The organism is Acinetobacter sp. YH12046 (assembly GCF_013419905.1).
Lineage (GTDB): Bacteria > Pseudomonadota > Gammaproteobacteria > Pseudomonadales > Moraxellaceae > Acinetobacter.
In genome coordinates this window covers 37,981-63,906 of sequence record NZ_VOZF01000015.1, presented here as the reverse complement: position 1 = coordinate 63,906, position 25,926 = coordinate 37,981, and the positions used below count along the sequence as shown (strand labels likewise).

Genomic DNA, 25,926 nt, shown 5'->3' with positions numbered 1-25,926 from the left:
GATCCCTTCCCGAACTCAGAAGTGAAACCTCTTAGCGCTGATGGTAGTGTGGGGTCTCCCATGTGAGAGTAAGTCATCGCCAGCTCATTATTCCAAAAGCCCTCTGCTCATGCAGGGGGCTTTTTTTTATGCGTGAGATTTCTAGGAAAAGAAGTAAATAACCTCCTAATTGTGCCTAGATAATAAAAATATAAATAACGTGAAAAGTATAATTAATCAACTTCGTCTTATTTTCTTATTGGTCTGTCTAAAAAATATTCGATCTACGACTTTAGCCTAAATTTTATTAAAAAAATCTAACTTGGTAAGTTTTGCAGTAGACAAGGTTTAAAGAATCATCCATTTTATATACAAAAGTGAATGAACGTTCATTTTTTTATAGAATAAAAAAGCTCACAATTGGAGGTGAGGAAAAATGACAGCAACAACAGTGAATGTGAATGCTGTAGTGGATGAAGCAAAGTTTAAACCTTTTCATTTGAAGATCGTACTTTGGTGCGTATTTGTCGTTATTTTTGACGGTTATGATCTGGCAATCAACGGTGTTGCTTTACCCCTACTGATGCAAGAATGGAATATGACGGCAGTTCAGGCCGGAATGCTTGCAAGTACCGCTCTGGCCGGCATGATGTTTGGTGCCATGCTCTTCGGTATGCTGGCAGATAAAATTGGACGAAAAAATGTCATCCTGATTTGTGTGACCTTATTCAGTGGATTTACGTTCTGGGGCGGTTTTGCCTCTGGTCCGACTGAATTTGGCATCCTGCGTTTTATTGCCGGCTTAGGTATTGGCGGTGTATTGCCGAATCTGGTCGCATTAACTTCTGAATATGCGCCACAAAAAATGCGTAGTACCTTAGTCACTACCATGTTTAGTGGTTATGCAGTTGGCGGGATTATGGCGGCGTTATTAGGTGCCTGGTTTACCCCAAGTTTTGGTTGGGAAATCATGTTCTATATCGCAGGTATTCCATTATTGGTGCTACCTATACTGTATTTGTATTTACCGGAATCTTTAACTTTCCTGGTAAAGAAACAGCAAAATGAAAAGGCCAGCAAAATTGTTCAACAGATCAGTCCTGAGCAAAATGTCACTGCAAGTACCCAGTTTGTACTGAATGAAGTGCATGCACCCGATGCTTCAATTGCTGCTTTATTTAAGCAGGGCCGTAGCATGAGTACCTTATTATTCTGGTGCTGCTTCTTTATGTGTCTGCTTATGGTCTACGCATTGGGTAGCTGGTTACCAAAACTGATGATGGCAGCGGGTTATTCTCTGGGTAACAGTTTGATGTTCCTGATGGCCATGAATATTGGTGCAGTGGTTGGAACCATTGGTGGTGGTATTCTGGCGGATCGTTTCCATCTGAAACCGGTCATTATTGGCATGTTCCTGTTGGGTGCAGTTTCATTAGTTGGATTAGGCTTTAACTCTCCACAAGCTGTGATCTATCTGTTAGTCGCTGCTGCAGGTGCTTCGGCAATTGGTAGTAGTATTCTGCTCTATAGTTTCGTGGCTCAGTACTATCCATTGGCAATCCGCTCTACCGGTATTGGTTGTGCGTCCGCAGTCGGTCGGGTAGGGGCAATCGTTGGTCCAATTATTATTGGATTCCTGTTGGGTATGGAGCTGCCACATAAAATGAATTTCTTGGCTGTTGCGATTCCAGCCATTATCGGCGCGATTTCAGTGGCGATGATTGTACGTAAAGATCTGAATGCAGAACGAAATGCTGAGACCTCACTGGCGAAACAGAAGCTGAATTCTATTAAAACCTAGTCACTTTTTGCCAATCCACTTGCTATAAATCTGAATTGAGTCAAAAGATCCCTTTCATAAGAAAGGGATTTTTTGTTTAAAGTATAAAAATCATTCATAAAAAATTGAATAAATCAAAAAATCATTGGTCTATAGACTATTTATATAAGCATTTTAATGAGAATAATAAATGTCTAATTATTCAATTATTTAGTTTTATAAAAATGTGATAAATCACACAAATAGCCGCTATTTTATGGCTGAAATTGCTCCATCATTTGGTCTTATTGTGCACTAAATCTCACTTGCGTATATTGCTAAAACTTGAATATTCCCCCGGATATTCAAAAGGATTTTATGGACAAGTACTCATGGGAGATGAGAACGATGACAACGGAAACAGTAGATATAAATTCTGTAGTCGATAATGCGAAATTTACGCCTTTTCACTTCAATGTAGTTGCTTGGTGTTTACTCATTATCTTGTTTGACGGCTACGATTTAGCAATCAATGGTGTTGTTTTACCTTTATTAATGCAGGACTGGGGCTTAAGTGCCGTTCAAGCGGGAATGCTTGCCAGTACTGCACTTGCCGGCATGATGTTTGGCGCGATGATCTTTGGTTCTCTGGCAGATAAAATTGGCCGTAAAAAAGTGATCATGATCTGTATTGTGTTATTCAGTGGCCTAACCTTTGCCGGTGGTTTTGCTTCAAACCCGACTGAGTTCGGAATTTTACGTTTCCTTGCCGGTCTGGGCATTGGTGGTGTTATGCCAAACCTGGTGGCACTAACCTCTGAATATGCACCACAAAAAATGCGTAGTACCTTAGTAACCACTATGTTTAGTGGTTATGCGGTAGGTGGTGTGATGGCTGCCTTATTGGGTTCATGGTTTACCCCAAGTTTTGGTTGGCAAATCATGTTCTTTATCGCAGGTATTCCATTATTTTTATTGCCTGTGATCTGGAAATTCCTGCCGGAATCTTTAGCCTTTATCGTCAAAGACAACAAACAGGAAAAAGCACGTCAAATAGTACGTCGTTTGGCTCCAAATCTAAGTGTTACAGAGAATACAACCTTTAAACTGCCACAGGAAAATGTACCTGAAGCAGCAAACGTGGTGAGCCTGTTCCGTCGTGGCCGTGCGGTAAATACCTTATTGTTCTGGGTTGCTTTCTTCACTTGTCTATTAACCATGTATGCGCTGAGCAGCTGGTTACCGAAGCTGATGATGGCAGCGGGCTACTCAATGGACAACAGCCTGATGTTTATGATGGCCATGAACGTAGGTGCAGTGGTTGGTATTGTGGGCGGTGGTATTTTGGCTGACCGTTTCCACCTGAAACCGGTATTGATGTTCCTCGGTATGATGGGTGCGATTGTGATGAGCTCAATGGGCTTTGCATCTAACCAGTTCCTGCTTTACATCCTGGTGTTTTTGGCAGGTGCAGCGTCAATCGGTTCGCAAATGTTGCTATACAGTTATGTTGCACAATTCTACCCGTTGGCAGTACGTTCAACAGGTATTGGCTGGTCATCTGCGATTGGTCGTATGGGTGCGATTGTTGGCCCGATCCTGATCGGTGGCTTACTGGGTATGAATCTGCCTGCACACTTTAACTTTATGGCAGTCGGTTTACCGGTACTGATTACAGCGATTGCAGTTGCTTTAATCATGCATGATGATGAATCTGAAAAGATTAGTTCAGCAGATACCGTTGCAGCAAAGGCTTAAAACTTGGTTTGAAATAAGAAGCCTCCGAAAGGGGGCTTTTTTATGTAATGTATACGATTTAGAATGATATAAGTATTTTAAATTTAATAAATTTTATGAATAGAATTGAAAAAATAACACTACAACAAATGATTGACTCACTATTTAAACCACAAGCATTCGTTAAGATAAATGGCTTTGATGATATAAAAAATCTTGATGATCATCTTGGACAAGAGCTAACTTTATCTAAAGAAAAAACAATTTTTATGACAACTGATACAAGAGAGATTTTAAGATCACTTACTAGTAAATTAATTATTTATTACAACTTTGAAAATTATATAACTTTCTCTGAACTTTTCTTAATTTTAAAAAAAGTATATGCAGACTATATTTTAAATGAAAAACCTCTAGAAAATATGTTAGATGATGTCTATAAGCTATCAAAGAAAGAAATAAGAATATTTAATAATATTAACTGTTGTGAAGGCATAAAGCTTAAAGACATAGAACAATTAAATTTTGGAAAATACAAAATAATTTCTCCCGATTTATCAATATTTGTTAAGGCATATGGAAAAGATGAGACTAACTTTTATGACATGATGAAGAATTATTTGTGGATTTATGGAAGTGAAAAAGGGAGTAAGAAACAAGCAGAGCAAAAATTTGATTACAAGGCCAATTTAATTACTAGCTTTTTAAGTATCTGTTTGCAGGCAATTAATAAAAAATCAATACTGAATTATAGAATTCAAGCTTTGAATTCTTCTTCTAGTCATAAATCTTATCAACCTCGTTTGCAGTGGGAGCAAGAAAGCTCAGGTGGAAGTTTTTCTTATTCATTTCCTAAGTTTTTTGATGCAGAGATTAATTCCGAAATATTAGAATATTTGAAAACTAATTTATTCTTTGATGATTTCTTTAATATTTTAGAAAAAGAATTAAAAACGGAAGTAGAGGATGCGATTATTAAATCTGTATATTGGTTTTGTGAAGCTTCAAAAGACAATAACGATACTATGAAATTTGTTAAATTATGGTCATGTATTGAATGTTTCTTTTCTATTACAGATAAAGGAATATCTGAAGCAAATGCAAAAGGGCTTGCTTGTATGTTGGTATATGGTGGTTATCGCATTCATGATGTTGAAAATTATAAAAATATAAAATCTAAAATTAAAAAATCATATAATAAAAGATCTAAGGCACTACATAGAGCATATTGGTCAGATATAGATACTATTGATGTTGTTGAATTAGCTAATTGGACTGCTTGGTTAATTATCAGTGTCTTAGGTTTGTCAGTAGTAGGTAACTATACAAAATTATCTCAAATTAAAGAACAAACGATTCGACTAGATAATATACATAATGAAATACAATAGAAATTAAACATTTGAACTTGTAAGATACTTATTCATAAATATTAATTTTGATTTATTATGAAACTCAACTCATTCTCCCCAATCCCTGAAGATGACGATGAACTACATCTTCCTGAACTGGTGTACTGGGCCTCAATCGGTGATGTTGAACAGGTTGAGAACGGCCTACAAGAAGGTTTGGACGTCAACTCTGCCGATGAAGAAGGCTATAGCGCTTTGCAGGCTGCGGCTGAAAATGATCATCTCGAAGTAGTCAAACTCTTGGTCAGCAAAGGCGCAGATGTCGATCATCGCAGTACCTATACCGCTTTGGAACTGGCAGAAATGGCCGGTAATAAAGATGTAGTGGCTTATCTAAAAAGCCTAAAAGGTGGCATTTAAATAAAATAAGATCAAGAAAATAAAAAAGCCTCCATCTGGAGGCTTTTTTATAGTGTGAACTTAGGCAGCATCGCCTTCCAGTTCTTTTAAGATGGCGTCATTGAAAGCAGGAATATCATCCGGATTACGTGAAGTAATTAGCACCCAGTCACCGGTATTGCAGCGATGAACCTGTTCATCGACCCATTTACCACCGGCATTTTCCAGATCCAGTTTGATGCTCTTATACGAGGTCAGGTTTTTATCCTTAATTCGCTGTGCGTCAATCAGAACCCATGGCCCATGACAGATTGCGGCAATCGGTTTATGCTGATCAGCAAAATGCTGCACGATTTTCTGGGCAGATTCATTGATTCTTAGCGTATCTGCATTCACAGTGCCACCAGGAACAACCAAGAGATCATAATCATCCAGCGTGACATGATCAAAACTGGTATCAGGCGTATATGAGGTAGCAGCTTTAGTATCGCCTTTTACTGTTGCCACCTCTTCATTTTTTTCTGCCGCATGAATCACTTCAAATCCTTTGGATTTTAGAAAATTTAAAGGCTCGACCAGTTCATCATGTTCAACGCCTTGGTTTGAAGTAATAAAGAGGACCTTTTTTACCATGATTGCTGTTCCCAAAAAATGTGAGGATTTTCAGATTAACAACAAGGCGATTCTTACAATGTTGGATTTTTAGCTCGGAACTGTTAAACAATGCTAAGAATTTATAGATAAAAAAAGCCCCAACATCCTGTTGGGGCTTTTTTCGTATCTCGTGTTTAGGTATAACTCCTGTCGTACCTCACGTCCTGGTGCACTGCTTTATTCTTCTTGTTTTTAGGTATTTGAGCTTCCTGCTCTGTATGTTTATAGAATAGTCTGAACCTAAAAACTGGCATAGACGTCGATGACATCCATCATTGTACGTCTCGGCTTACAGGGTTAAGGCTAATTTCCATAAGTCATTATATTATTTAGAAGTGTATGTCTAAGCCGATATAAGGACCTTTAAATTCTAGTTCCAAGTCTGGCGCATTATTTTGTTCGGCATCGATATTCATGATGCGATAACCGACTTTAGCCCCTACATCGACCAGCAGGTTATCAATAAAGTCATATTGCAGTTCAGCCTGAACATCAGTCTTTTTGATATCGCTACCGTGACTGTAAACCGCTTCAGCTTTAGCACTCATGCCAGTTAATGGCAGTTTTACCCCAGCTGTAGCGTAGAGTAATGGACTATATTCATCTAGATCGTACTGAGTCAGGACACCTGCATTCAGATTTCTGACTGTACCATCCAGATTAGTCAGACCCGCACCGATATCAGCATGCACAATGGTATCCAGCAGTTCGTAATACAGAATATAGTCGATATTATTGAGTTCGATATCGGCAGCATTCAGCGGGGTGCTTTGTTCGCTATTGCTGTCCAGATTCACATATTTGATTTTGGCATTTGGCAGTAGTGGTACTGGATGTTCAAATGCAACCGACAGTTGTGCCGTGCCTTGGCGATCCAGGTCCTGTTTGCTGGCATTGGCAGATTGGCTATAACCGTCAAAATTCCAGTAGCTGGCATCTGCTTTAAGACCAATCACATCGGCATGGCCTATGCTGCTCAGTCCTAATCCTAGTAATAATGCAGTGAATAATTGTGTACGCATTTCTAATTTTCCTTACGCTTTCTTTAAATTGAGCGATTTTGTTACCTAAATACATCTTCTTAAACGTAATCAGTAAGTGCATGATATAGGTAATTTCTAAAATGTATATGCTAATGTGAAGGGCAGAATAATGGGATCGACAGCAGCACAACATCATCAAGACTATCCATTATATGTGGCAGGACAGCCGGTAAAAACGGGTGAATGGCTGGAGGTCAAACATAAATATAGTCAGGAGCTTTATGCACTTGTCGCGCTGGCAGATGCTGAAACTTTAGAAAAGGCGATTCAGTCTGCGACTCAGGCAGAAGCAGAAATGGCAGCATTGGAACCTTTCCAGAAACAAAAAATTCTGCTGCATTGTGTGAAGCGGTTTAATGAAATCCGTGAAGAACTGACTGAAATCCTGATTGCGGAAGGTGGCAAGCCACGTAAAGCAGCCGGTGCAGAAGTAGAACGTCTGATCAATACCTTCCAGATTGCGGCAGATGCGGTCACCCAGATGGATCAGGGCCGTATTTTGCCTCTGGCAGTCACCGCCGCAGCTACCGGTTATCAGGGCATGGTTAAGCAAGTACCGATTGGCGCTGTATCCCTGATTAGTCCATTTAACTTTCCATTAAATCTGACTGCACACAAAATTGCGCCGGCAATTGCTGCAGGTTGTCCATTTGTATTAAAACCGGCGAGTCTGACTCCGGTTTCAGCCTTAAAAATTGCCGAGATTCTGGCAGAAACTGATTTACCGAAGAATGCATTCTCAGTTCTGCCGTGTCCACGCGATCTTGCAGATGTACTGGTTACAGATGACCGTTTTAAACTATTGAGCTTTACCGGTTCTGATGTCGTGGGCTGGGATATGAAAGCCCGCGCCGGCCGCAAAAAAGTTACTCTGGAACTCGGTGGGAATGCCGCAGTAATGATTGAGCCAGATACTGAACTCAGCGAACAGCTGATTGATCGTCTGATTGGTGGTGCTTATGGTCATGCAGGGCAGGTGTGTATCAGTGTGCAACGTATTCTGGTGCATCAGGATATTTTTGAAGAACTGAAAGACAAGCTGGTTCAGAAACTACAACATCTGAAAGCCGGTGATCCCGATCTGGAAACAACTTTGCTAGGGCCAATGATCAAGGAAGCTGAAGCTAAACGTTTGCATCGCTGGATGGAAGATGCCGTAGCGCAAGGTGCCAATGTACTGACTGGTGGTGAAGTGAAGGGTGCGATGTTTGAACCGATCCTGTTGGAAAAGGTAGACCATCAACTGGAAATTTACCGTAATGAAGTGTTTGGTCCGGTCGCTATTATTGAAGCTTATAGCGATTTTGAATCAGGGATTGCCTGTATTAATAGCAGTCGCTTTGGTCTGCAAGCCGGCATCTATACCCAGAATCTGCAGAAGATGATGTATGCCTGGGATCATCTGCATGTGGGTGGTGTCATCATTAATGATATTCCGTCATTCCGTGTTGATAATATGCCTTATGGCGGTGTCAAGGATTCCGGTCTGGGCCGTGAAGGCATTCAGTCTGCGATTCGTGACATGCAGGAAGAACGGATGCTTGTCATCAAATGTTAAGCTGACCGAATCAATCAGTACTGTTCCACAATCGGGATAATTAAGACCGGTTGTGGAATTTTGCTTTTTATTGCTTAAAAAGGTAGCAGCGTAGGCAGAAAATATAGGCTGAATAAATGAAGACACAGCTCTGTTTTTATTCAGAAGAAAATAAGCGAGGAAGGTATAAAAATACTTTTTCAATTTCTATTTAACACTTGATGAATTAAGAGCGAAAAATTGCTTGAAAACTGTAGTAAAACTTAAAAACAATATATTCCAAAAAGTTTATATACATATAACCAATAAAATCAAGGGATCAGCGTAGAATTATTGAGCATTTGATAAGAATAGATTATAAAAAAAGAATGTTTTAAGCAGAAATTACAGAAAAAAATTGAAAAAGTCAGTATTGTTGAACCATCTACAAGGTCGGCTTTCTGCTCAGACTTTAAGCAAGCTGTCCGGCTAGCTGACCTGTTTGTATATTAGAATTCGATGCCCAAAAGGTATAACTCTAATTCAAACACCCGAAATAATTGAAATGCTTCTTCAGTGCTCGCGACATAACCATAATAAGCAGTATTGAATGAAGTTTAAAGTTTAGGTGTTCTATGACAGATACTCGAGAGAATTGGTCGGCACGATCAGGATTTATTATTGCAGCCATTGGCTCTGCCGTTGGTTTGGGGAATATTTGGCGCTTTCCATACGTTGCCTATGAAAATGGCGGCGGGGCATTCCTGATTCCTTATCTGATTGCGATTTTTGCAGCAGGTTTACCTCTATTATTTTTAGATTATGCAGTCGGACATAAGTTCCGCAAAGCACCACCGATGGCCTATAAAAAACTCATGAATGCAGAATCTCTGGGTTGGTGGCAGGTCATGGTGACCCTGATCATCGGGATTTATTATGCCAGCGTCCTGTCTTGGGCCGGCAGCTATATGATTTATTCCTTTGGACAGCAATGGGGCACAGATACACAAGCCTTTTTCTTCAATAGCTACCTGCAAAATGGTGAGGGCTTAACTTTCGGTTTTGTACCGGTCCTGTTCTTTGGTCTGGTGATCGTTTGGGCAGCCGTGATGCTGATTCTTTACGGTGGGGTACGCCGTGGGGTGGAATTGGCGAATAAAATATTCATGCCTTTGCTGGTAATTTTATTCACGATTCTGGTGATTCAGGCGGTACGTTTACCGGGTGCAGTCGATGGCTTAAATGCCTTCTTTACCCCAAACTGGGAAGCCATGACTAACTATAAAGTCTGGCTGGCTGCGTTTGGTCACATCTTCTTCTCACTCTCAGTGGGCTTCGGGATTATGTTGACTTATGCTTCTTACCTGAAACGCAAAACTAACCTGACCGGTTCAGGTGTCGTGGTGGCATTGGCTAACTCGTCTTTTGAAATCCTGGCAGGTATTGGGGTTTTTGCAGCGCTTGGTTTTATGGCGTTCAGTTCAGGTGCAAAGGTTGAAGATGTGGTCTCTGGTGGTATCGGTCTGGCCTTTATTGCCTTCCCGAAAATCATTTCCAGTTTAGGTGCAGGCGGTGACCTGTTTGGCTTCCTGTTCTTTGGTTCATTGACGGTGGCAGGTATTACCTCCATGGTCAGTATTCTGCAGGTGCCAATTGCGGCATTCCAGGACAAACTTGGCTGGTCAAAGAACAAGTCAGTGACCATTATTGCGGGTGGTTCAGCAGTTGTATCTACCTTGATGTTCTCGACTCATAGTGCTATTACCTTTGTCGACATCATTGACTACTTCGCTAACAACATTGGTATTGTGGGTGGTGGTCTGTTCTCGATCATTTTATTGTCCTGGTTCCGTCGTCCATTGATGAAACAGCTGGAAACACATGTGAACGAGTTTGCCAGTCTGAAACTGGGTGGCAGCTGGAAGTTCATGCTGACTGTGATCACACCGTTATCTTTATTATCAGCATTAGGTTTAACCCTGAAATCAATCATGGCAGAGGGTTACGGTGATTATCCTGCAAGTACGTTATGGATGATTGGTGGGGGTACGATTGCATTCTTTATTCTGGGTGCCATTTTGTTCAGTCTAGTTAAAGATCGTCATAGTTAGGAGAACGAATATGAATACATCTGCATTAATTATGATGATTTTCTCCATGGTTTTATTATGGGGTGGTCTGGCACTGGCTGTCATGCATCTGGCAAAAAATCCAGAAGAACCAGAAGACTAAAAATCTTCACATAAACACATTGTTGCTGTAAATGAAAGTCATTATCATCTTTGGTGATAATGACTTTTTTAATGGGCAGACTTATGGGAATTGCTCCCGTTACCGATGCACAAGTCTATACCGCTTTTGCAGTGACATTTTTGGCAGGTCTGGCTACCCTCGTGGGTGGGGGATTGGTGCTGTTCTTGAAAAAACCGAATTACCGGGTTTTAGCCTTCGGACTGGCCTTTGCTGCCGGAGCAATGATCTATGTCTCGCTCACAGAAATTTTAAATAAATCTATTAGTTCTTTTAGCCTGGCTTTTGATGAAAAATCCGGTTTTGCTTATGGTACTTTTGCCTTTTTATTGGGTGTGGTACTGGTCTTATTGCTGGATCGATTCGTTCCTAATCCGCATGAAACCATTGAGGCTCAATCGAAACAGGATCTGAGTCAGCCGCAATTACTAAGAACAGGACTACTGACGTTATTTGCGATTAGTGCACATAACCTGCCAGAAGGATTGGCGACTTTTTTTGCGACGCTGGAAAGTCCTGCACTGGGTGCACCATTGGCGGTTGCCATTGCGATTCATAATGTGCCTGAAGGTGTTGCGATTGCATTACCGGTTTATGGTGCAACAGGCCGTAAAGACTATGCACTTGTGGCTAGTCTGGTTTCAGGCCTTGCTGAACCTCTGGGCGCTGCGCTGGGTTATTTCATTCTGGCGCCGTATATGAGCCATACTATTTATGGCATGGTGTTTGGGATTATCGGTGGGGTGATGGTTTATCTGGCACTGGATGAACTTTTGCCAACTGCGAAACGTTTTTCTAAAGGTCATGAAACCGTGTATGGTCTGGTCAGCGGGATGGCGGCACTGGCGACCAGTCTAGTGATTTTTAAATTTGTACAATAAGAATCTCAAATCAAAACAATAAAAAAGGCAGCCGAAGCTACCTTTTCTTTTAGCAATATCATTTAAGCAGTTTTTTCAATCCGGCAATAGAAGAATCCATCGCCTTGACCAGTTTTAGGGAGAAGCTGACGACCATGGATCTGTTCAATGCCCCAATCGGCTTCAATTTTAATTTCTTTAGCCTCGGGATGTTTGTTAAAGAATTCGACCATCTGCTGTTCATTTTCCGCTTTAAGAATTGAACAAGTGATATAGAGCAGGGTGCCACCGACTTTCAGTTGCTGCCACATATTTTCCAGAATCTGCTTTTGTAACTCTACCGTCTGGGTAATATCGGTTGAATGACGTAACAGACGAATATCGGGATGGCGACGCATTACACCGATGGCTGAACAAGGCGCATCCAGTACGATACAGTCCGGCTGTTCCGGTGCCTGCCAGGTAATGGCATCTGCGGCTTTAATTTCAACGTGTTCGCCTTCTAATAACAGACGTTCAAGATTCTCAGTGACACGCGTTAAACGCTTGGCATCCTGATCCAGCGCAATCAGTTTACGCGGCTGATATTTTTCTAGAATATGCGCCGTTTTACCACCCGGTGCTGCACAGGCATCAATCACAAACTTGTCATCGAGATCTGGCAACAAGGTAGCGCAGAGCTGGGCATGTTCATCCTGCACCGAAAAACCGCCGACATCAAAGCCGGGTAAATCAGGTACCTGTACATTGGCATCCAGGACAATTCCGACCTTGGAAACAGTACAGGCGTGAGCCGGAATTTCGTGCTCTTCCAGAATTTCCAGATAGTCTTCACGGCTAACCTGACGTTCATTTACGCGTAAGGTCAGTGGAGCAATCTGTTTCAGTTCATGACTCAGCTCAGTAAGCTGCTCTGGCCAGTCTTTTTTCAGACGTTTAAATAGCCAGCTTGGCAGGCCATGAGCCTGATCCAGTGCTGCCTGAAATTCCGATGTTTCACGTGAAACACGGCGCAGGATGGCATTGACTACGCCACTTAAAGCCTGATAACCAAGTTGCTTTACTGCAGTCACGGTTTCAGAAATGGCAGCATGCGGTGCAATTCGGGTTTCCAGTAACTGGTATAGGCCGACATAGAGACAGGTTTCAACCGTGTCATTATTTAAAGGCTTCACCAGCAGTGGCAGAGTAATACTTTTAAGTGCGTACCATTGACGCAAAGTACCCAAAACCAGTTCATGGAACAGGGCACGATCACGGTCAGCCACTTTCTTTAAATGCAGCGGCAAGATGCTGGCCAGAGATTGTCCTTGCTGTACAGCAAGTAAGGTACGAATCACTTGGGCACGCAAGTTAAGGTGAGATGTGCCTGATTCAGAATGACTCATGCCAATAATTGTCCTACATGTAATTTTTGGGTCTGGTTAATTTGTACCGGATTGAGCGGTTTGCCGCCCGGCCATTGCAGTGAAGTTAAACACACTGCTTTTTCATCACCACAGGCTACATGCACACCCTGTTTATCAATCGCCAGAATCGTGCCGGCTGCATGACAGTGTGCATTTTTTTCTGAGAGTACCGAACCCCAAACCCGCAGGTTGTTATTTTCATCTAGAGGGATAAAAGCCACCGGCCAAGGATTAAAGGCACGGATATTACGGTCAATATTAGAGGCAGTACAGCTCCAGTCAATTCGGGCTTCTGCTTTAGATAGCTTATGAGCATAGACGGTAAGTTCTTCGTCCTGCACTTCCCGTGCGGCTAAATACTGTTGTAATTTTTCTTCAGATTCCAGTACCGCTACAATTGCTTCCGCACCTTGAGCAGCCAGTTTATCGTGCAGGCTAGCTGAAGTATCTTCTGCAGTGATAGGACATAAAGTTTTATACATCATGTCACCAGTATCCAGCCCGGCAGCCATTTTCATGATGGTCACGCCAGTTTCGTGATCACCTGTTGCAATTGCACGTTGGATCGGCGCAGCACCACGCCAGCGTGGCAGCAGTGAACCATGAATATTCAGGCAACCATATTTAGGCGTATCCAGAACCACTTGCGGCAAAATCAGACCATAGGCAGCTACAACCATCACATCAGCATTCAACGCTTTTAACTCAGCCTGAGCAGCAAGACCTTCTTCAGTTGAAGACTTGAAATGAAGTGGCTGATATACCGGAATGTCATGTTCAAGCGCCAGCTGTTTCACAGCAGAAGCGGTAAGTTTCTGACCACGACCGGCTTTACGGTCCGGCTGAGTATAGACCGCCACAATTTCATGATCGGTTTTGAGAAGCGCAGCCAATGCAGTTGCTGCAAATTCTGGTGTGCCTGCAAATATGATTTTCACACATGAAATTCCAAATAAACTTGGCAGCTATTATAAGCTAAAAGCCAAATGGCCGCCTAATCTACAATGCACTTAACTGTTACAGCGATTATAGATTCCTACTTTTAATTAAATTTTATATAAAAAAAACTCATGCAAATTCTAAAAATTATTCATGAAAGTTTTGTATTGTCCGATCCATGATGGCGGTATAGTAGCTTTATTAAGAGATTTTTATTGTCAGCTCACCGAGACCTCTCTATAGACATTTTTGTCTGCATCTACAACGAATAGGTCATCTTGTAAAACAATGGCTTGTAGTATGATAGGTCTAACATTCGACTGATTTAAGCTCATTGTCAGTATGATCTAGCCAGAGTGAACCTTTTTCGGTTCATTTCAAGCTCAAACTTTGTTGGAAATATAAAATGCCTGACTATCGTTCAAAAACATCGACACACGGAAGAAACATGGCGGGTGCGCGTGGCTTATGGCGCGCAACTGGGATGAAGGATGAAGACTTCGGTAAACCGATTATTGCCGTGGTGAACTCATTCACTCAGTTTGTACCGGGTCATGTTCACCTTAAAGATCTAGGCCAACTCGTGGCACGTCAGATTGAACAGGCAGGCGGTGTAGCAAAAGAATTCAATACCATTGCTGTTGATGACGGCATTGCGATGGGTCATGACGGTATGTTGTATTCACTGCCTTCACGCGACCTGATTGCTGACTCGGTGGAATATATGGTCAGCGCACACTGTGCCGATGCCATGGTGTGTATCTCGAACTGTGACAAGATCACTCCGGGGATGTTGATGGCAGCAATGCGTCTGAACATTCCAGTGGTCTTCGTGTCTGGCGGTCCGATGGAAGCCGGTAAAGTAAAAATTCGTGGTAATGACAAAGCCATCGACCTGATCGATGCGATGATCGTCGCTGCAGATGATAACTATACTGATGAAGAAGTTGCGGAATACGAACGTTCTGCATGCCCAACCTGTGGTTCATGTTCAGGCATGTTCACTGCGAACTCAATGAACTGTTTGACTGAAGCATTGGGTCTATCACTTCCAGGTAACGGTTCAACTTTGGCAACGCATGCGAACCGTAAAAAACTGTTCGAACGCGCTGGTTCTCTCATTGTTGAACTGGCAAAACGTCATTATGAACAAGATGATTACAGCGTCTTGCCACGTTCAATGGTGACCAAAGCATCGTATGAAAATGCCATGACTTTGGATATCGCGATGGGTGGTTCAACTAACACAGTACTTCACCTGTTAGCTGCTGCAAATGAAGCAGGTGTAGACTTTACGATGGATGATATCGACCGTCTGTCTCGTAAAGTACCAGTGCTTTGTAAAGTTGCTCCTGCGAAGAATGACGTGCATATGGAAGATGTACACCGTGCCGGCGGTATCATGTCGATCCTCGGTGAACTGGATCGTGCAGGCCTGTTAGATACCTCTGTCGGTACGGTTCACGAAGCAACATTAAAAGATGCTTTGGACAAGTGGGACATCATCCGTACTGAAGATGAGGAAGTGTATAAATTCTTTAAATCAGCACCGGGCGGTGTACCAACTCAAACTGCATTCTCACAAGACCGTTACTACTCACGTCTGGATGGCGACCGTGAAAATGGTGTGATCCGTAATGCAGAACATGCTTTCTCTAAAGACGGTGGTCTGGCTGTACTTTATGGCAACATCGCGCTGGATGGCTGTATCGTAAAAACAGCTGGTGTAGATGAATCAATCCTGAAATTTAACGGGACTGCACGCGTATTTGAAAGTCAGGATTCTGCGGTAGATGCGATTCTGGGTGGTAAAATCACAGCAGGTGATGTAGTTGTGATTCGTTACGAAGGTCCACGTGGTGGCCCTGGTATGCAGGAAATGCTGTACCCAACCAGCTACCTGAAATCTAAAGGTCTTGGTAAAGAGTGCGCACTTCTGACTGACGGCCGTTTCTCTGGTGGTTCTTCAGGTCTGTCGATTGGTCACGTTTCTCCGGAAGCAGCTGAAGGTGGTGCTATTGGTCTGGTTGAAGATGGCGACCGTATCGAAATCGATATTCCAAACCGTACCATTCATCTGGCTGTTGATGATGCGACTATGGCCGCTCGTCGTGCTGCTCAAGATGAAAAAGGCTGGCATCCAGTGGAAGACCGTCCACGTAAGATTTCTAAAGCCCTAAAAGCCTATGCGATGCATACGACTAGTGCGGCGAAAGGCGCAGTACGTGAAATCTAAGCTGTAAATTTTTATAGCGCAAAAAAGCACTCCAGAGGGGTGCTTTTTTTATTTTTGATAATTGCACTACCTCAAATAACTGAATCAGATACACAGAGTCTTACTTTTATCTAAAGATCGCTTTCTATACAATCGAATAAAACCTAGACAGCTTTTAAGCTTCACAAGAATTACATCCAGGACGAATAAAATGAGTAAAGACAATATCCGAGAACATTCTGCTCCCGTCTATGAAGGCATCGAAAATGCACCGGCCCGTTCCATGATGCGTGCCACCGGTTTTCAGGATGAAGACTTTACTCGTCCGTTTATCGGGATCGCGTCGACCTGGGCCAATGTGACCCCTTGCAATATGCATATTGATGGCCTGGCACGTACAGTCGAGCAGGGCGTGAATGCTGCCGGTGGTAAGGGCATTATCTTCAATACCATCACTATTTCTGATGGGATTTCCAACGGGACTGAAGGGATGAAATACTCCTTGCTGTCGCGGGAAATTATTGCCGATTCGATTGAAGCAGTAGTTGGTTGTCAGGCCTATGATGGCGTGATTGCCATTGGCGGTTGTGACAAAAACATGCCGGGCTGCATCATGGGCTTGGCACGCTTAAACCGTCCGGGTCTGTTTATTTATGGCGGTACCATCAAGCCGGGTGAAGGCCATACTGACATGATTTCTGTATTTGAAGCGGTCGGTCAGCATGCCAAAGGCGAAATTAATGCGATTCAGGTGAAACATATTGAAGAAGTGTCTTTGCCAGGGCCGGGTTCTTGTGGGGGGATGTATACCGCCAATTCTATGGCCTCTGCGATTGAAGCTCTCGGCATGAGCCTGCCAGGCTCATCCGCACAGGAAGCGGTGTCTGAAGACAAGCAGATTGACTGTGCCCGTGCTGGTGAAGCAGTGATGAATCTGCTACGTCTGGATATCAAGCCACGTGACATCATGACCAAAGCGGCTTTTGAAAATTCAATTAAAGTATTGATTGCATTGGGTGGATCAACCAATGGAGTGCTGCATCTGTTAGCCATGGCGCATACAGCGGGTGTTGAGCTGAGCCTGGATGACTTTGTACGAATTGGTAAAGAAATTCCTGTAGTCGCCGATGTCCGTCCATCCGGTAAATATCTAATGTCGGAACTGATTGCCATTGGTGGGATCCAGCCATTGATGAAACGCATGCTGGATGCTGGCATGCTAGATGGTTCCTGCCTGACTGTGACCGGAAAAACACTGGCAGAAAACCTGGCAGATGTAGAAGATTATCCTGAAGACCAGCAGATTATTTTGCCATTCGACCAACCGGTGAAAAAAGACTCGCATCTGATCATTATGAAAGGCAACCTGTCACCGAATGGGGCTGTGGCCAAAATTACCGGTAAAGAAGGTCTATATTTCAAAGGACCGGCCCGCGTGTTTGAAGGCGAACAGGGTGCGATGCGCGGGATTCTGGATGGCGAAGTTCAGCCAGGTGAGGTACTCGTGATTCGCGGTGTAGGTCCTAAAGGTGGACCGGGCATGCCGGAAATGCTAAAACCGACTTCTGCTATTATTGGTAAAGGTCTGGGGGATTCAGTCGCACTGATTACTGATGGCCGTTTCTCAGGCGGAAGTCATGGTTTTGTGATTGGTCATGTCACACCGGAAGCCTATGAGGGTGGCCCGATTGGTCTGGTGCAAAATGGCGATGAAATTTCCATTAATGCGGAAACCCGTGAAATGACCTGGCATATTTCGGATGAAGAGCTTGCTGCACGTCAGGCGGCCTGGGTGAAACCGAAACCGAATTACACTCACGGGGCACTGGCGAAATTCGCCAAACTGACCTCTGGGGCGGAGACCGGGGCCGTGACTGACCTAAATCTTGAAATCTAAAGTCCTAGAAAACATTGAACATTTGTTGCTGACTTGATATAAGTTTTGCACAAGACTTATATCAGGTCATAAACATCCTCATAATAGGATGTTGAATAAAACGATCCTGCTGGCAAGGGCTGGCATGACAAAATCTTTTCGAGGCACCTCTCATGTCCCTGCTACGCCGTTGGTTTGATCCAATCCGATCGAGTTGGTTTTACCAGAAACCAGTTCGTCAAACGGTGTTATCTATTGAAGATGGCTTGAGCATCCATTTAAGACTGGATGATGTTTATAGTTATCTGGCGGTACAACAGTTACCGCAACTGGAAGAAATTCTCAGTCCGGAACTGAAGCCACTCAAAGTCATCATTTCAGATCAGCGGGCTGAGCCGCCTAATCAGATGTCTTTTGATGAATGGCAGCACTATTGCCTGAATGATGCCAAAATTTTATCTAAACAGCATCGTTTTAGCTTTCATGAGACCCCAGAATTACCGACAGCTGAAGCCTTAAAGCAGGCAGAAACCATCCTGAGAAATACGCCATTACGCGGACAGGATTTTCTGTATTTGCTGGAAGATGTCTTTCATATGCTCTGGCAAAAACAGAACGGAAAATTACGCACCTTATATGCGATGGCTAGCCGTCATCATGCGCCGCAGAATTTTCCGGAACGAATTTTTGAGCATAGTCCGATTCTGGCCAGTTATTTCCAGTTTGGCGGACGCCAGTATCAGGCGGTAGATGATCTGTTACGTCTGACCCGTCGCCTGAAACAGCAGAGATTACTGACCGGCAACCCGATTTTCCTGATCAATCATATTGAATGGCGCGAGCATCTGATCAGTGATGCCGAAGAGCTGAATGAAATCCAGTCCATGGATCCTGAATTGGATTTGTATATCGCTCTGGAAGATCCGATTTCCTGGTTGTTACTGGCTTATATCAAGGAAGAGCTGGCTGATTTTTATAATATCCAGTTGAATGTCTATCCGTTGTCTTATCAGGGACGGGACTGGTTTGACTGGAGTCTGGCGACGCGCTTATCCAAGCGGACTGAAGTCAAATTTACCCCATTCTGCCGACCAACCGAGCAGGCTGTAATGCCGATGGCGCAATTGTTTTATAGCTGTCCGGAAGAGCAACGGATTGAAGCCATGTATCAGATTCTGGAAGCGGTCTGGACCCGTGGTTATGATCTGTCTTATGCGGCACATTTCAAGCGTATGCAGCAGGAACTGAATATTACTGAACTGACCCAGGAAGATGTTCTGGCCAAGTTGCAGGAAAATGACACCTTATGTGAAATGAAGTCCCAGCCGAATTTACCGGTCCTAGAACTGCGTATTGATGGGCAAAGTTATACATTTAATAGCTTATATCGTGTCTGGATGATTGAAAGTATTTTCAGTAATGTGTTAGAAGAAAAGTATAAGAGTGATAACTAAACTGAAAGTGACTGAATAAACATGGAAAAAATCAAAGCTGAATCATTACAACATGCACGTCAACAGATCGATGCCATTGATACAGCTTTAGTTGAGCTGATCGCTGCGCGTCAATTTTATGTTGATCAAACCACCCGTTTTAAAAAAACTGAAACTGATCTGCAATCACCGGAGCGTATGGAGCAGATTGTGGAAAATGTCAAAGCCTTGGCACAACAGCAGGGCGTGGATCAGGCCTTCATTGAGCATTTGTACCGGGAAATGTTCCAGTATTTCATTCAGCGTGAACTGAAAGAGTTCCGTCCTTAAACGACTTTTAAATCCGATTTTTGCTGATGAATCTGATGAGTTTCAGCACATCCATCTGAAGCCTCAATATTTACTTGAGGCTTCCTTCTTAAAACCCTGATTTTACTCTATTCGTGATTTCTATAGCATGGGCTTAAATCAATTTAGGGTCATCAGATGACTGCTTTTGTTATTGTTATTTTTGCTTTGGCTGGTCTGATTAAAGGCACCATTGGATTAGGTTTGCCTGCGGTGTCCATGGGTTTGCTGACCATATTTATGAGTCCATTTCAGGCAGCAACTTTACTGATAGTACCTTCGATGCTGACCAATTTCTGGCAACTTTTTGCCGAAGGTCATGTACTGAAGCTGATTCGCCGTTTCTGGCTGTTGCTAGCAGGCATTATCGTGGGTTCAGTCTGGAGTATTTTCCCGACTTTAGGTCATTCTGAATTTCATAGTGAAGCTTTATTGGGCGGGATGCTTGCTCTATATGGCCTATATGGTTTATTGGCGAAACGGATGCCAGATTTAAGCCAGCATGAAAAGTGGCTTTCTCCGATTATGGGATATCTCGGGGGGGCCTTGACCGTGGCAACCGGGGTAGTGGTAATTCCAGTGGTGCCTTATTTGCAAACCCTGCATTTAAAACGTGATGATCTGGTTCAGGCCTTAGGGTTGGTATTTACCACCTCGACGGTGTGTTTGGCAATTTTCCTGCACCAAAACCCGGTAGAAGATATGCCGATTGATTATGCCATGTCGGCGATTGCACTGATTCCAGCTTTGATCGGGATGTGGTTTGGCAAAAAAATCCGTTCCCGTATCCCTGAACAGAAATTCCGGACAGTATTTTTTATCGGCCTGATCACCTTAGGCAGCTATATGATGCTGCATCAATTCGGCTGGATTTAATTCAGGATTTTTTGTACATCCGCAGAAATGAGGAACTGGCTAAAGTGCTGATAGGCGGTGCTCAGTTCATCAAAGTTCTTTGCAGCTAACAATAACTTGCGGTTGGCCCAATCTCCCGTCAGTTGGATTTGATGAAATGCATAGAGCTTCGACAAACGTTGTGCAGCACGTTTTGGCATGATCGCGATACCTACACCATTGGCCACAACTTGGGCAATGGCGGCAAAATTTGGTAAGCGTAAACGGTATTGAATCTCACAGTTCAGCAAGCGAGCCTGGGTTTCAATCGACTGCTGCAAAGAGTGATATTGCATCAGACCAACAAAGGGATAATTCAGATAGTCTGCTAATGTTAATGCCTGATTCGTTGCCAGATCATGTTGTTCAGGGCAGATCAGTACCAGAGGATCATCTGAAAACTCCAGAGTCTGTAATTGAGGGGCAGAAAAAAAACTGGAAATAAGTCCTAGCTTGGCAGTACCACTCACTAAAGCCGCAATGATGTCCTTGCTCTCTGCTTCTTTGAGGTCGATCTGGATATTTGGGTTATTCACCAGATACTGGGGCAATAATAGGGGAAGGTACTCACTTTGTGCTGAAGAGTTACACCATAAGCTGATATTGGAATGGAGTCCTTCACTAAAACCGGCCATGGCTTGAGACAACTGTTGTCCCTGTTGCAACAGGGCTTGGGCATGCTCAGCAAAGACCTGACCTGCAAAAGTCATTTTCACCCCGCCAGAATGGCGGCTGAACAGACTGACCTGATATTGCTGTTCCAGCTTTTTAATCCGCTCACTGGCTGCCTGTAAGGAAATGGCAGAGCGTTCAGCACCTTTGGTCAGACTACCTGTGTCAACTATGTTGAGAAAAAGACGTAAATCAAAAAAATCCAGACGCATCGGCAGGATGCTCATATAAAAGATCAGGCCTATTTAAACAATTCTTGCGATATAAAAAAAGCAGCCTGGAGGCTGCTTGAAAATTTAAGTCTTCACATTATTTTTTATCGACCAGGCTAAAGAACCAGTTCAGGAATAGCGCAGCAAAGGTCGCTGTACCAATTCCGCCTAGGTTAAAGTTACCGAAGGTCAGGGCAAAGTCACCCGTACCCAGAATAATCGTTACTGCTGCCACCATCAGGTTTTTATTCTGTGAAAAGTCTACTTTATTTTCGATCCAGATTTTTGCACCGGCAATAGTAATCAAACCAAAGACCACAATAGAGGCGCCGGTTAAAATCGCCGTTGGAATGGTATGAATAATTGCACCAAACTTCGGTGATAAACCGAGGAATACTGCAAACACACCCGCAACAGCAAAGATAATCGTTGAATAGACACGGGTAACTGCCATCACACCAATATTTTCACCATAGGTAGTCATACCCGGTGCGCCCACACCACCTGCCAAGGTAGTTGCAATACCGTCCGCCACAAAGGCTTTACCGATATGCGGATCTAGATTCTCACCGGTCATGGCACCCACGGCTTTAATATGTCCCAGGTTTTCTGCAATCAGAATCAGGGCAATAGGCGCAATGATCAGCATGGCATTGCTATCAAATACTGGCGCATGGAAGCTCGGAACACCAAACCAGCCAGCTTGCTGAATGGGCGCAAAATCAATTGCAGTCCCATAGCCCATTACATTACTTAAAATGTAGTAAATGAAGTAAGCCAGCAATAAACCGATCAAGAGCAATAAACGCTGTACCAGACCTGTGGTAAACACCGCAATGGAACCCATACACAGCACGGTCACCAGTGACATCCACATATTAAAGGTATTGCCCATGACGTTTTTCACGGTCACAGGGGCCAGGTTCAGACCAATAATCATCACCACCGCACCGGTCACGACAGGCGGCATCAGTTTTTCAATCCAGCGGGTTCCTGTTGCCATCACCAGAATACCCATCAAGGCATAAAGCACACCACAGGCAATAATCCCGCCAGCGGCGACACCAATATTTGGATTCAGTCCGCCAGCACCTGCATAACCGGTTGCCGCAATCACTACCCCAATGAACGCAAAGCTTGAACCCAGATAACTTGGTACACGACCACCCGTGATCAGGAAGAACAGGATGGTACAGATCCCCGACATTAAAATGGCCAGATTGGGATCAAAACCCATTAGAAATGGCGCCAGTACCGTCGCACCGAACATGGCAAAGGCATGTTGTACCCCCAAGATCAGGGTCTGGGCAGGCGGTAAATACTCTGCGGTACCTACTGGTCGTGCATCGATACTACCCTCATAAGGGCGCCACTTGGGAAACCAATTGGACATAAAATGAGCACTCAAAAGATAAATTGTGCACATCATACTCTTGTTTTTTAGAAGATTTAATCACTGAAACAAAATTTTTGTTCAAATTAATTCTATGACTTTATTTGATATTTTACCGTGCGGTAAAAGTTTTTTAAATCAAAACTAAAGTTAAATCAGTGGATTAATTCCCGGACAATTCATATTCAACTTCTATAAGTAATTTTAATTTGATATATAAATAAAGCTTTTTTTGGCTATTGACTGATCAATAAAAAAGCACATCGTGTAGATGTGCTTTAAATGGAAGGGAAAAAATCAACCGGTATTTCGTAAACCGGCGGCAATACCGGCAATACTGACCATTAGGGCATGATCGACTGGCGTGTGTTCAGCCTGCTGCTGTTCCAGATATAATCGACGACGTTTCATCAGTTCGGCTTGCAGTAAATGGAGCGGCAACAGATAAGGTTTACGCACCGTCATGGACTGGTCCAAGACACCATTACTGCTCAGCAGTTTTGATTCATCTTTTAAAGTGAGTAGGGTCTGGATGGCATCTTGCAAGCGTTGACGCAGTTCCGTGCCGAGCTCTTTCAGGTCTTCATCCTGAGTCAGATGTGATTCGTAATAGAGCGCGACATTGCTGTCTGCTTTGGACAGCACCATTTCCAGCATATCAATTAAGGTCTGGAAATAAGGCCATTCGGTTAGCATCTCATCCAGAATTGTACGTTGCCCTTGATCCAGTACTTCATTTAATGCGGCACCGGTACCCAGCCAGGCTGGTAACATCAGACGGATTTGGGTCCAGGCGAAGACCCATGGAATGGCACGCAAGGATTCAATCCCGCCGCTGACCTTACGTTTGGCAGGACGTGAACCAAGCGGCAACATTTGTAATTCCAGTTCTGGGGTCACGGTACGCAGGTATTTTACGAAATGCGGATTTTCACGTACGGTCTGGCGATAGACTTGTACTGACAGATCAGTCATTTTATGCATCAGATCACGCCATTCCGGTTTCGGTTCAGGTGGCGGTAATAAAGTCGCTTCCAGCGTCGCCGCTGTATAAATTTCCAGATTTTGTAGTGCGATTTCTTCCAGACCAAATTTAAAGCGAATCATTTCACCTTGTTCAGTCACCCGAATGGCCCCTGAAATCGAACCCGGCGGTTGTGAGAATAGTGCTTGCTGGGTGGGTGCACCACCACGGCTGATTGAGCCGCCACGACCATGGAACAAGGTCAACTGGATACCATGCTGTTTAGCAACTGCGGTCAGTTCTTCCTGCGCACGGTACTGTGCCCAGTTGGCTGACATAAAGCCGGCATCTTTGGCTGAATCCGAATAACCAATCATGACCTCATGCTTACCCTGAATATGCTGCTTGTACCAATGCATATTAAAGAGTGTCGACATGGTGTCAGCAGCGCCGTCGAGATCTTTTAAGGTTTCAAATAAAGGTACTACCCGTAAAGGCTGTTTAATCCCGGCTTCTTTTTGCAGCAGCAAGACAGCCAGCACATCACTTGGGTATTCGGCCATGGAAATAATATAGGCACCCAGAGATTCACTTGGCTGTTCAGCCAGCGTGTGCATAGTGGTAAACACTTCCTGCACATCCGGATGTTCAATCAGGCTACCCGCTGGTTCATTCAGGTGTTTAGGTAGTAGAGGCCGTTTACTTTGCAGTTCCTGCAACAGGAAGTTTTGACGGGCCTGTTCAGTCCAAGTTTCGAAATTACCCAGACCCAGATATTCAGTAATGGCTGAAATGGCCTGACGATGACGACCAGATTCCTGGCGAATATCCAGTTTGAGGAGTTCAATTCCGAAACAGTTCACCCGGTAAATCAGGTCCAGCAGACTGCTATTGGCAAGTTCTGCCAGATTGCACGCCATCAATGAGCGATAACAGGTCAGTAACGGTTTTAATAACTCATCTTTACTTTTAATGACCCGACTATCATCCGCATCTTTGCCATGCAGTTTTTCAGCCAGCCAAGCACGGGTAATTTTTAGACGTTCACGTATATCGCGTAAATATTCACGGTAAGGTTCAGGATGTTGGTGGCCTAACGCCTGTGTAATTTCATCACTGCATTGCTGAATAGAAAGTTCCCAGCGCAGGTTTTCAATATCACGCAAATACAGGTCGGCTGCTTTCCAGCGCGACAACCACAAGACTTCCTGAGTCACATTATGTGTCACATTCGGATTGCCATCCCGGTCGCCACCCATCCAGGAAGCGAAACGTACCGGAGCAACATCTAGCGGCAAAGTCTGGCCACATTGTTCCTCAACCATGCCGTTCAGCTCACGGATGAATTTAGGAACCGCATTCCAGAGGGTCTGTTCAATTGTCGTAAAGCCCCATTTGGCTTCATCCACCGGGGTTGGACGATGTTGACGGATTTCATCAGTTTGCCAGGCAGAACTGATGAGCTGTTTTAAGTCAGCCAAAACTGCCTGACGTTCACGCGGGGTCAGTTTCTGCTGGTCAAATTTGGACAGGGCATTATTGATGCCATCATATTTTTGGATCAGGGTGCGTCGGCTGACTTCTGTTGGATGTGCGGTCAGCACCAGTTCAATCTTTAATTCACAGATTTGCTGATATAAGGTTTCTGCAGAAATTTCTTGCTGTTTGAATTTCTCAAATAAAGGCACCAGAGGATTTGGAGATTCTGTACTTTCCTCAAATTCGCTTTGACGGCGACGACGTACCACATGGTACTGTTCGGCAATATTGGCAAAGTTTAAGAAATGGGTGAAGGCACGGGTCAATGGCAGGATTTCATGATCTTCTAAAGTCAGGAATAATTGTTCCAGCTGTTTTTCTGCTTCAACCTGTCCATCGCGAGCACCTTTCGATAAGGCCCGAATTTGCTCGACCTGATTAAACAAATCTTGCCCCGCATGTAACTTCAGGGTTTCTCCCAGCAAATTACCCAGTAAACGTACGTCTTCGCGTAGAGGTGCATCAATCTGTTGAACCATTTTT

20 protein-coding genes and 1 rRNA gene are annotated in these 25,926 nt (G+C 43.7%); 14 read left to right on the top strand and 7 right to left on the bottom strand.

Annotation, left to right across the window (positions count from 1 at the left end):
* The 5 genes from rrf to FTU03_RS10205 all read left to right on the top strand — a co-directional run.
* Nucleotides 1-85 (top strand): 5S ribosomal RNA (gene rrf, locus FTU03_RS10225); the annotation flags it as partial.
* 330 nt (nt 86-415) lie between these two features.
* Nucleotides 416-1,780, top strand: coding sequence for an MFS transporter (locus FTU03_RS10220; protein ID WP_179992889.1), 1,365 nt, complete (start codon nt 416-418; stop codon nt 1,778-1,780).
* Between the two features lie 366 nt (nt 1,781-2,146).
* The gene (locus FTU03_RS10215; protein ID WP_179992890.1) at nt 2,147-3,496 is read left to right on the top strand and encodes an aromatic acid/H+ symport family MFS transporter; all 1,350 of its coding nucleotides are present in this window, start codon (nt 2,147-2,149) and stop codon (nt 3,494-3,496) included.
* Nucleotides 3,497-3,591: 95 nt separating this feature from the next.
* On the top strand, nt 3,592-4,866 hold the full coding sequence (locus FTU03_RS10210; RefSeq protein ID WP_179992891.1) for a HEPN domain-containing protein: 1,275 nt from the start codon (nt 3,592-3,594) through the stop codon (nt 4,864-4,866).
* 57 nt (nt 4,867-4,923) lie between these two features.
* Nucleotides 4,924-5,247, top strand: a complete 324-nt coding sequence (locus tag FTU03_RS10205) for an ankyrin repeat domain-containing protein (RefSeq protein WP_179992892.1) — start codon at nt 4,924-4,926, stop codon at nt 5,245-5,247.
* A gap of 60 nt (nt 5,248-5,307) precedes the next feature.
* Here the strand turns inward: FTU03_RS10205 and FTU03_RS10200 are convergent, their stop codons facing one another.
* Both FTU03_RS10200 and FTU03_RS10195 read right to left on the bottom strand, forming a co-directional pair.
* Nucleotides 5,308-5,859, bottom strand: a complete 552-nt coding sequence (locus FTU03_RS10200) for a type 1 glutamine amidotransferase domain-containing protein (protein ID WP_179992893.1) — start codon at nt 5,857-5,859, stop codon at nt 5,308-5,310.
* A gap of 350 nt (nt 5,860-6,209) precedes the next feature.
* Nucleotides 6,210-6,902 (bottom strand): TIGR04219 family outer membrane beta-barrel protein, encoded by a 693-nt coding sequence (locus FTU03_RS10195; protein ID WP_179992894.1) that lies wholly within the window; start codon nt 6,900-6,902, stop codon nt 6,210-6,212.
* 130 nt (nt 6,903-7,032) lie between these two features.
* On the opposite strand from FTU03_RS10195, the gene FTU03_RS10190 reads away from it, so the two are divergent.
* From FTU03_RS10190 to zupT, 4 genes are all read left to right on the top strand, one after another.
* A complete protein-coding gene (locus tag FTU03_RS10190; RefSeq protein ID WP_179992895.1) occupies nt 7,033-8,481 on the top strand; it encodes an aldehyde dehydrogenase family protein in 1,449 nt (482 codons plus the stop codon).
* Nucleotides 8,482-9,074: 593 nt separating this feature from the next.
* Nucleotides 9,075-10,550 carry a sodium-dependent transporter gene (locus FTU03_RS10185; protein WP_125279821.1) on the top strand — a complete coding sequence of 492 codons (1,476 nt, stop codon included), beginning with the start codon at nt 9,075-9,077 and terminating at the stop codon, nt 10,548-10,550.
* Between the two features lie 10 nt (nt 10,551-10,560).
* On the top strand, nt 10,561-10,671 hold the full coding sequence (locus FTU03_RS10180; protein ID WP_004780392.1) for a methionine/alanine import family NSS transporter small subunit: 111 nt from the start codon (nt 10,561-10,563) through the stop codon (nt 10,669-10,671).
* Between the two features lie 83 nt (nt 10,672-10,754).
* Nucleotides 10,755-11,570, top strand: coding sequence for a zinc transporter ZupT (gene zupT / locus FTU03_RS10175; RefSeq protein WP_179992896.1), 816 nt, complete (start codon nt 10,755-10,757; stop codon nt 11,568-11,570).
* A 62-nt stretch (nt 11,571-11,632) separates the two neighbouring features.
* On the opposite strand, the gene rsmB is transcribed toward zupT, so the two are convergent.
* Nucleotides 11,633-12,937 (bottom strand): 16S rRNA (cytosine(967)-C(5))-methyltransferase RsmB, encoded by a 1,305-nt coding sequence (gene rsmB, locus FTU03_RS10170; RefSeq protein WP_179992897.1) that lies wholly within the window; start codon nt 12,935-12,937, stop codon nt 11,633-11,635.
* A complete protein-coding gene (gene fmt, locus FTU03_RS10165; protein ID WP_004780397.1) occupies nt 12,934-13,896 on the bottom strand; it encodes a methionyl-tRNA formyltransferase in 963 nt (320 codons plus the stop codon). Before fmt ends, rsmB begins: the two co-directional genes overlap by 4 nt.
* A gap of 407 nt (nt 13,897-14,303) precedes the next feature.
* On the opposite strand from fmt, the gene ilvD (FTU03_RS10160) reads away from it, so the two are divergent.
* The 5 genes from ilvD (FTU03_RS10160) to FTU03_RS10140 all read left to right on the top strand — a co-directional run bounded on the left by ilvD (FTU03_RS10160) (nt 14,304) and on the right by FTU03_RS10140 (nt 20,645).
* Nucleotides 14,304-16,133, top strand: coding sequence for a dihydroxy-acid dehydratase (ilvD, locus tag FTU03_RS10160; RefSeq protein WP_081402678.1), 1,830 nt, complete (start codon nt 14,304-14,306; stop codon nt 16,131-16,133).
* Between the two features lie 190 nt (nt 16,134-16,323).
* Entirely contained in the window at nt 16,324-18,009 is a 1,686-nt protein-coding gene (gene ilvD / locus FTU03_RS10155; RefSeq protein ID WP_179992898.1) for a dihydroxy-acid dehydratase, read from the top strand.
* Nucleotides 18,010-18,161: 152 nt separating this feature from the next.
* The gene (locus FTU03_RS10150; RefSeq protein WP_179992899.1) at nt 18,162-19,442 is read left to right on the top strand and encodes a hypothetical protein; all 1,281 of its coding nucleotides are present in this window, start codon (nt 18,162-18,164) and stop codon (nt 19,440-19,442) included.
* Nucleotides 19,443-19,463: 21 nt separating this feature from the next.
* Nucleotides 19,464-19,751 (top strand): chorismate mutase, encoded by a 288-nt coding sequence (locus FTU03_RS10145; RefSeq protein WP_004780403.1) that lies wholly within the window; start codon nt 19,464-19,466, stop codon nt 19,749-19,751.
* Nucleotides 19,752-19,907: 156 nt separating this feature from the next.
* Nucleotides 19,908-20,645 (top strand): sulfite exporter TauE/SafE family protein, encoded by a 738-nt coding sequence (locus FTU03_RS10140; protein WP_179992900.1) that lies wholly within the window; start codon nt 19,908-19,910, stop codon nt 20,643-20,645.
* On the opposite strand, the gene FTU03_RS10135 is transcribed toward FTU03_RS10140, so the two are convergent.
* The 3 genes from FTU03_RS10135 to ppc form a co-directional block, all read right to left on the bottom strand.
* Nucleotides 20,642-21,547 carry a LysR family transcriptional regulator gene (locus FTU03_RS10135; protein WP_179992925.1) on the bottom strand — a complete coding sequence of 302 codons (906 nt, stop codon included), beginning with the start codon at nt 21,545-21,547 and terminating at the stop codon, nt 20,642-20,644. The two genes, FTU03_RS10140 and FTU03_RS10135, sit on opposite strands and share 4 nt — an antisense overlap.
* A gap of 97 nt (nt 21,548-21,644) precedes the next feature.
* Entirely contained in the window at nt 21,645-22,940 is a 1,296-nt protein-coding gene (locus tag FTU03_RS10130; protein WP_179992901.1) for a solute carrier family 23 protein, read from the bottom strand.
* A gap of 297 nt (nt 22,941-23,237) precedes the next feature.
* A complete protein-coding gene (ppc, locus tag FTU03_RS10125; RefSeq protein WP_179992902.1) occupies nt 23,238-25,922 on the bottom strand; it encodes a phosphoenolpyruvate carboxylase in 2,685 nt (894 codons plus the stop codon).
* Nucleotides 25,923-25,926: the final 4 nt, after the last annotated feature.

Excerpts from the sequence above, each read along its gene's own strand:
- FTU03_RS10220 (WP_179992889.1), top strand. The coding sequence starts at position 416 with ATGACAGCAACAACAGTGAATGTGAATGCTGTAGTGGATGAAGCAAAG.
- FTU03_RS10215 (WP_179992890.1), top strand. The coding sequence starts at position 2,147 with ATGACAACGGAAACAGTAGATATAAATTCTGTAGTCGATAATGCGAAA.
- FTU03_RS10210 (WP_179992891.1), top strand. The coding sequence starts at position 3,592 with ATGAATAGAATTGAAAAAATAACACTACAACAAATGATTGACTCACTA.
- FTU03_RS10205 (WP_179992892.1), top strand. The coding sequence starts at position 4,924 with ATGAAACTCAACTCATTCTCCCCAATCCCTGAAGATGACGATGAACTA.
- FTU03_RS10200 (WP_179992893.1), bottom strand. The coding sequence starts at position 5,859 with ATGGTAAAAAAGGTCCTCTTTATTACTTCAAACCAAGGCGTTGAACAT.
- FTU03_RS10195 (WP_179992894.1), bottom strand. The coding sequence starts at position 6,902 with ATGCGTACACAATTATTCACTGCATTATTACTAGGATTAGGACTGAGC.
- FTU03_RS10190 (WP_179992895.1), top strand. The coding sequence starts at position 7,033 with ATGGGATCGACAGCAGCACAACATCATCAAGACTATCCATTATATGTG.
- FTU03_RS10185 (WP_125279821.1), top strand. The coding sequence starts at position 9,075 with ATGACAGATACTCGAGAGAATTGGTCGGCACGATCAGGATTTATTATT.
- FTU03_RS10180 (WP_004780392.1), top strand. The coding sequence starts at position 10,561 with ATGAATACATCTGCATTAATTATGATGATTTTCTCCATGGTTTTATTA.
- zupT (WP_179992896.1), top strand. The coding sequence starts at position 10,755 with ATGGGAATTGCTCCCGTTACCGATGCACAAGTCTATACCGCTTTTGCA.
- rsmB (WP_179992897.1), bottom strand. The coding sequence starts at position 12,937 with ATGAGTCATTCTGAATCAGGCACATCTCACCTTAACTTGCGTGCCCAA.
- ilvD (WP_081402678.1), top strand. The coding sequence starts at position 14,304 with ATGCCTGACTATCGTTCAAAAACATCGACACACGGAAGAAACATGGCG.
- ilvD (WP_179992898.1), top strand. The coding sequence starts at position 16,324 with ATGAGTAAAGACAATATCCGAGAACATTCTGCTCCCGTCTATGAAGGC.
- FTU03_RS10150 (WP_179992899.1), top strand. The coding sequence starts at position 18,162 with ATGTCCCTGCTACGCCGTTGGTTTGATCCAATCCGATCGAGTTGGTTT.
- FTU03_RS10145 (WP_004780403.1), top strand. The coding sequence starts at position 19,464 with ATGGAAAAAATCAAAGCTGAATCATTACAACATGCACGTCAACAGATC.
- FTU03_RS10140 (WP_179992900.1), top strand. The coding sequence starts at position 19,908 with ATGACTGCTTTTGTTATTGTTATTTTTGCTTTGGCTGGTCTGATTAAA.
- FTU03_RS10135 (WP_179992925.1), bottom strand. The coding sequence starts at position 21,547 with ATGCGTCTGGATTTTTTTGATTTACGTCTTTTTCTCAACATAGTTGAC.
- FTU03_RS10130 (WP_179992901.1), bottom strand. The coding sequence starts at position 22,940 with ATGTCCAATTGGTTTCCCAAGTGGCGCCCTTATGAGGGTAGTATCGAT.
- ppc (WP_179992902.1), bottom strand. The coding sequence starts at position 25,922 with ATGGTTCAACAGATTGATGCACCTCTACGCGAAGACGTACGTTTACTG.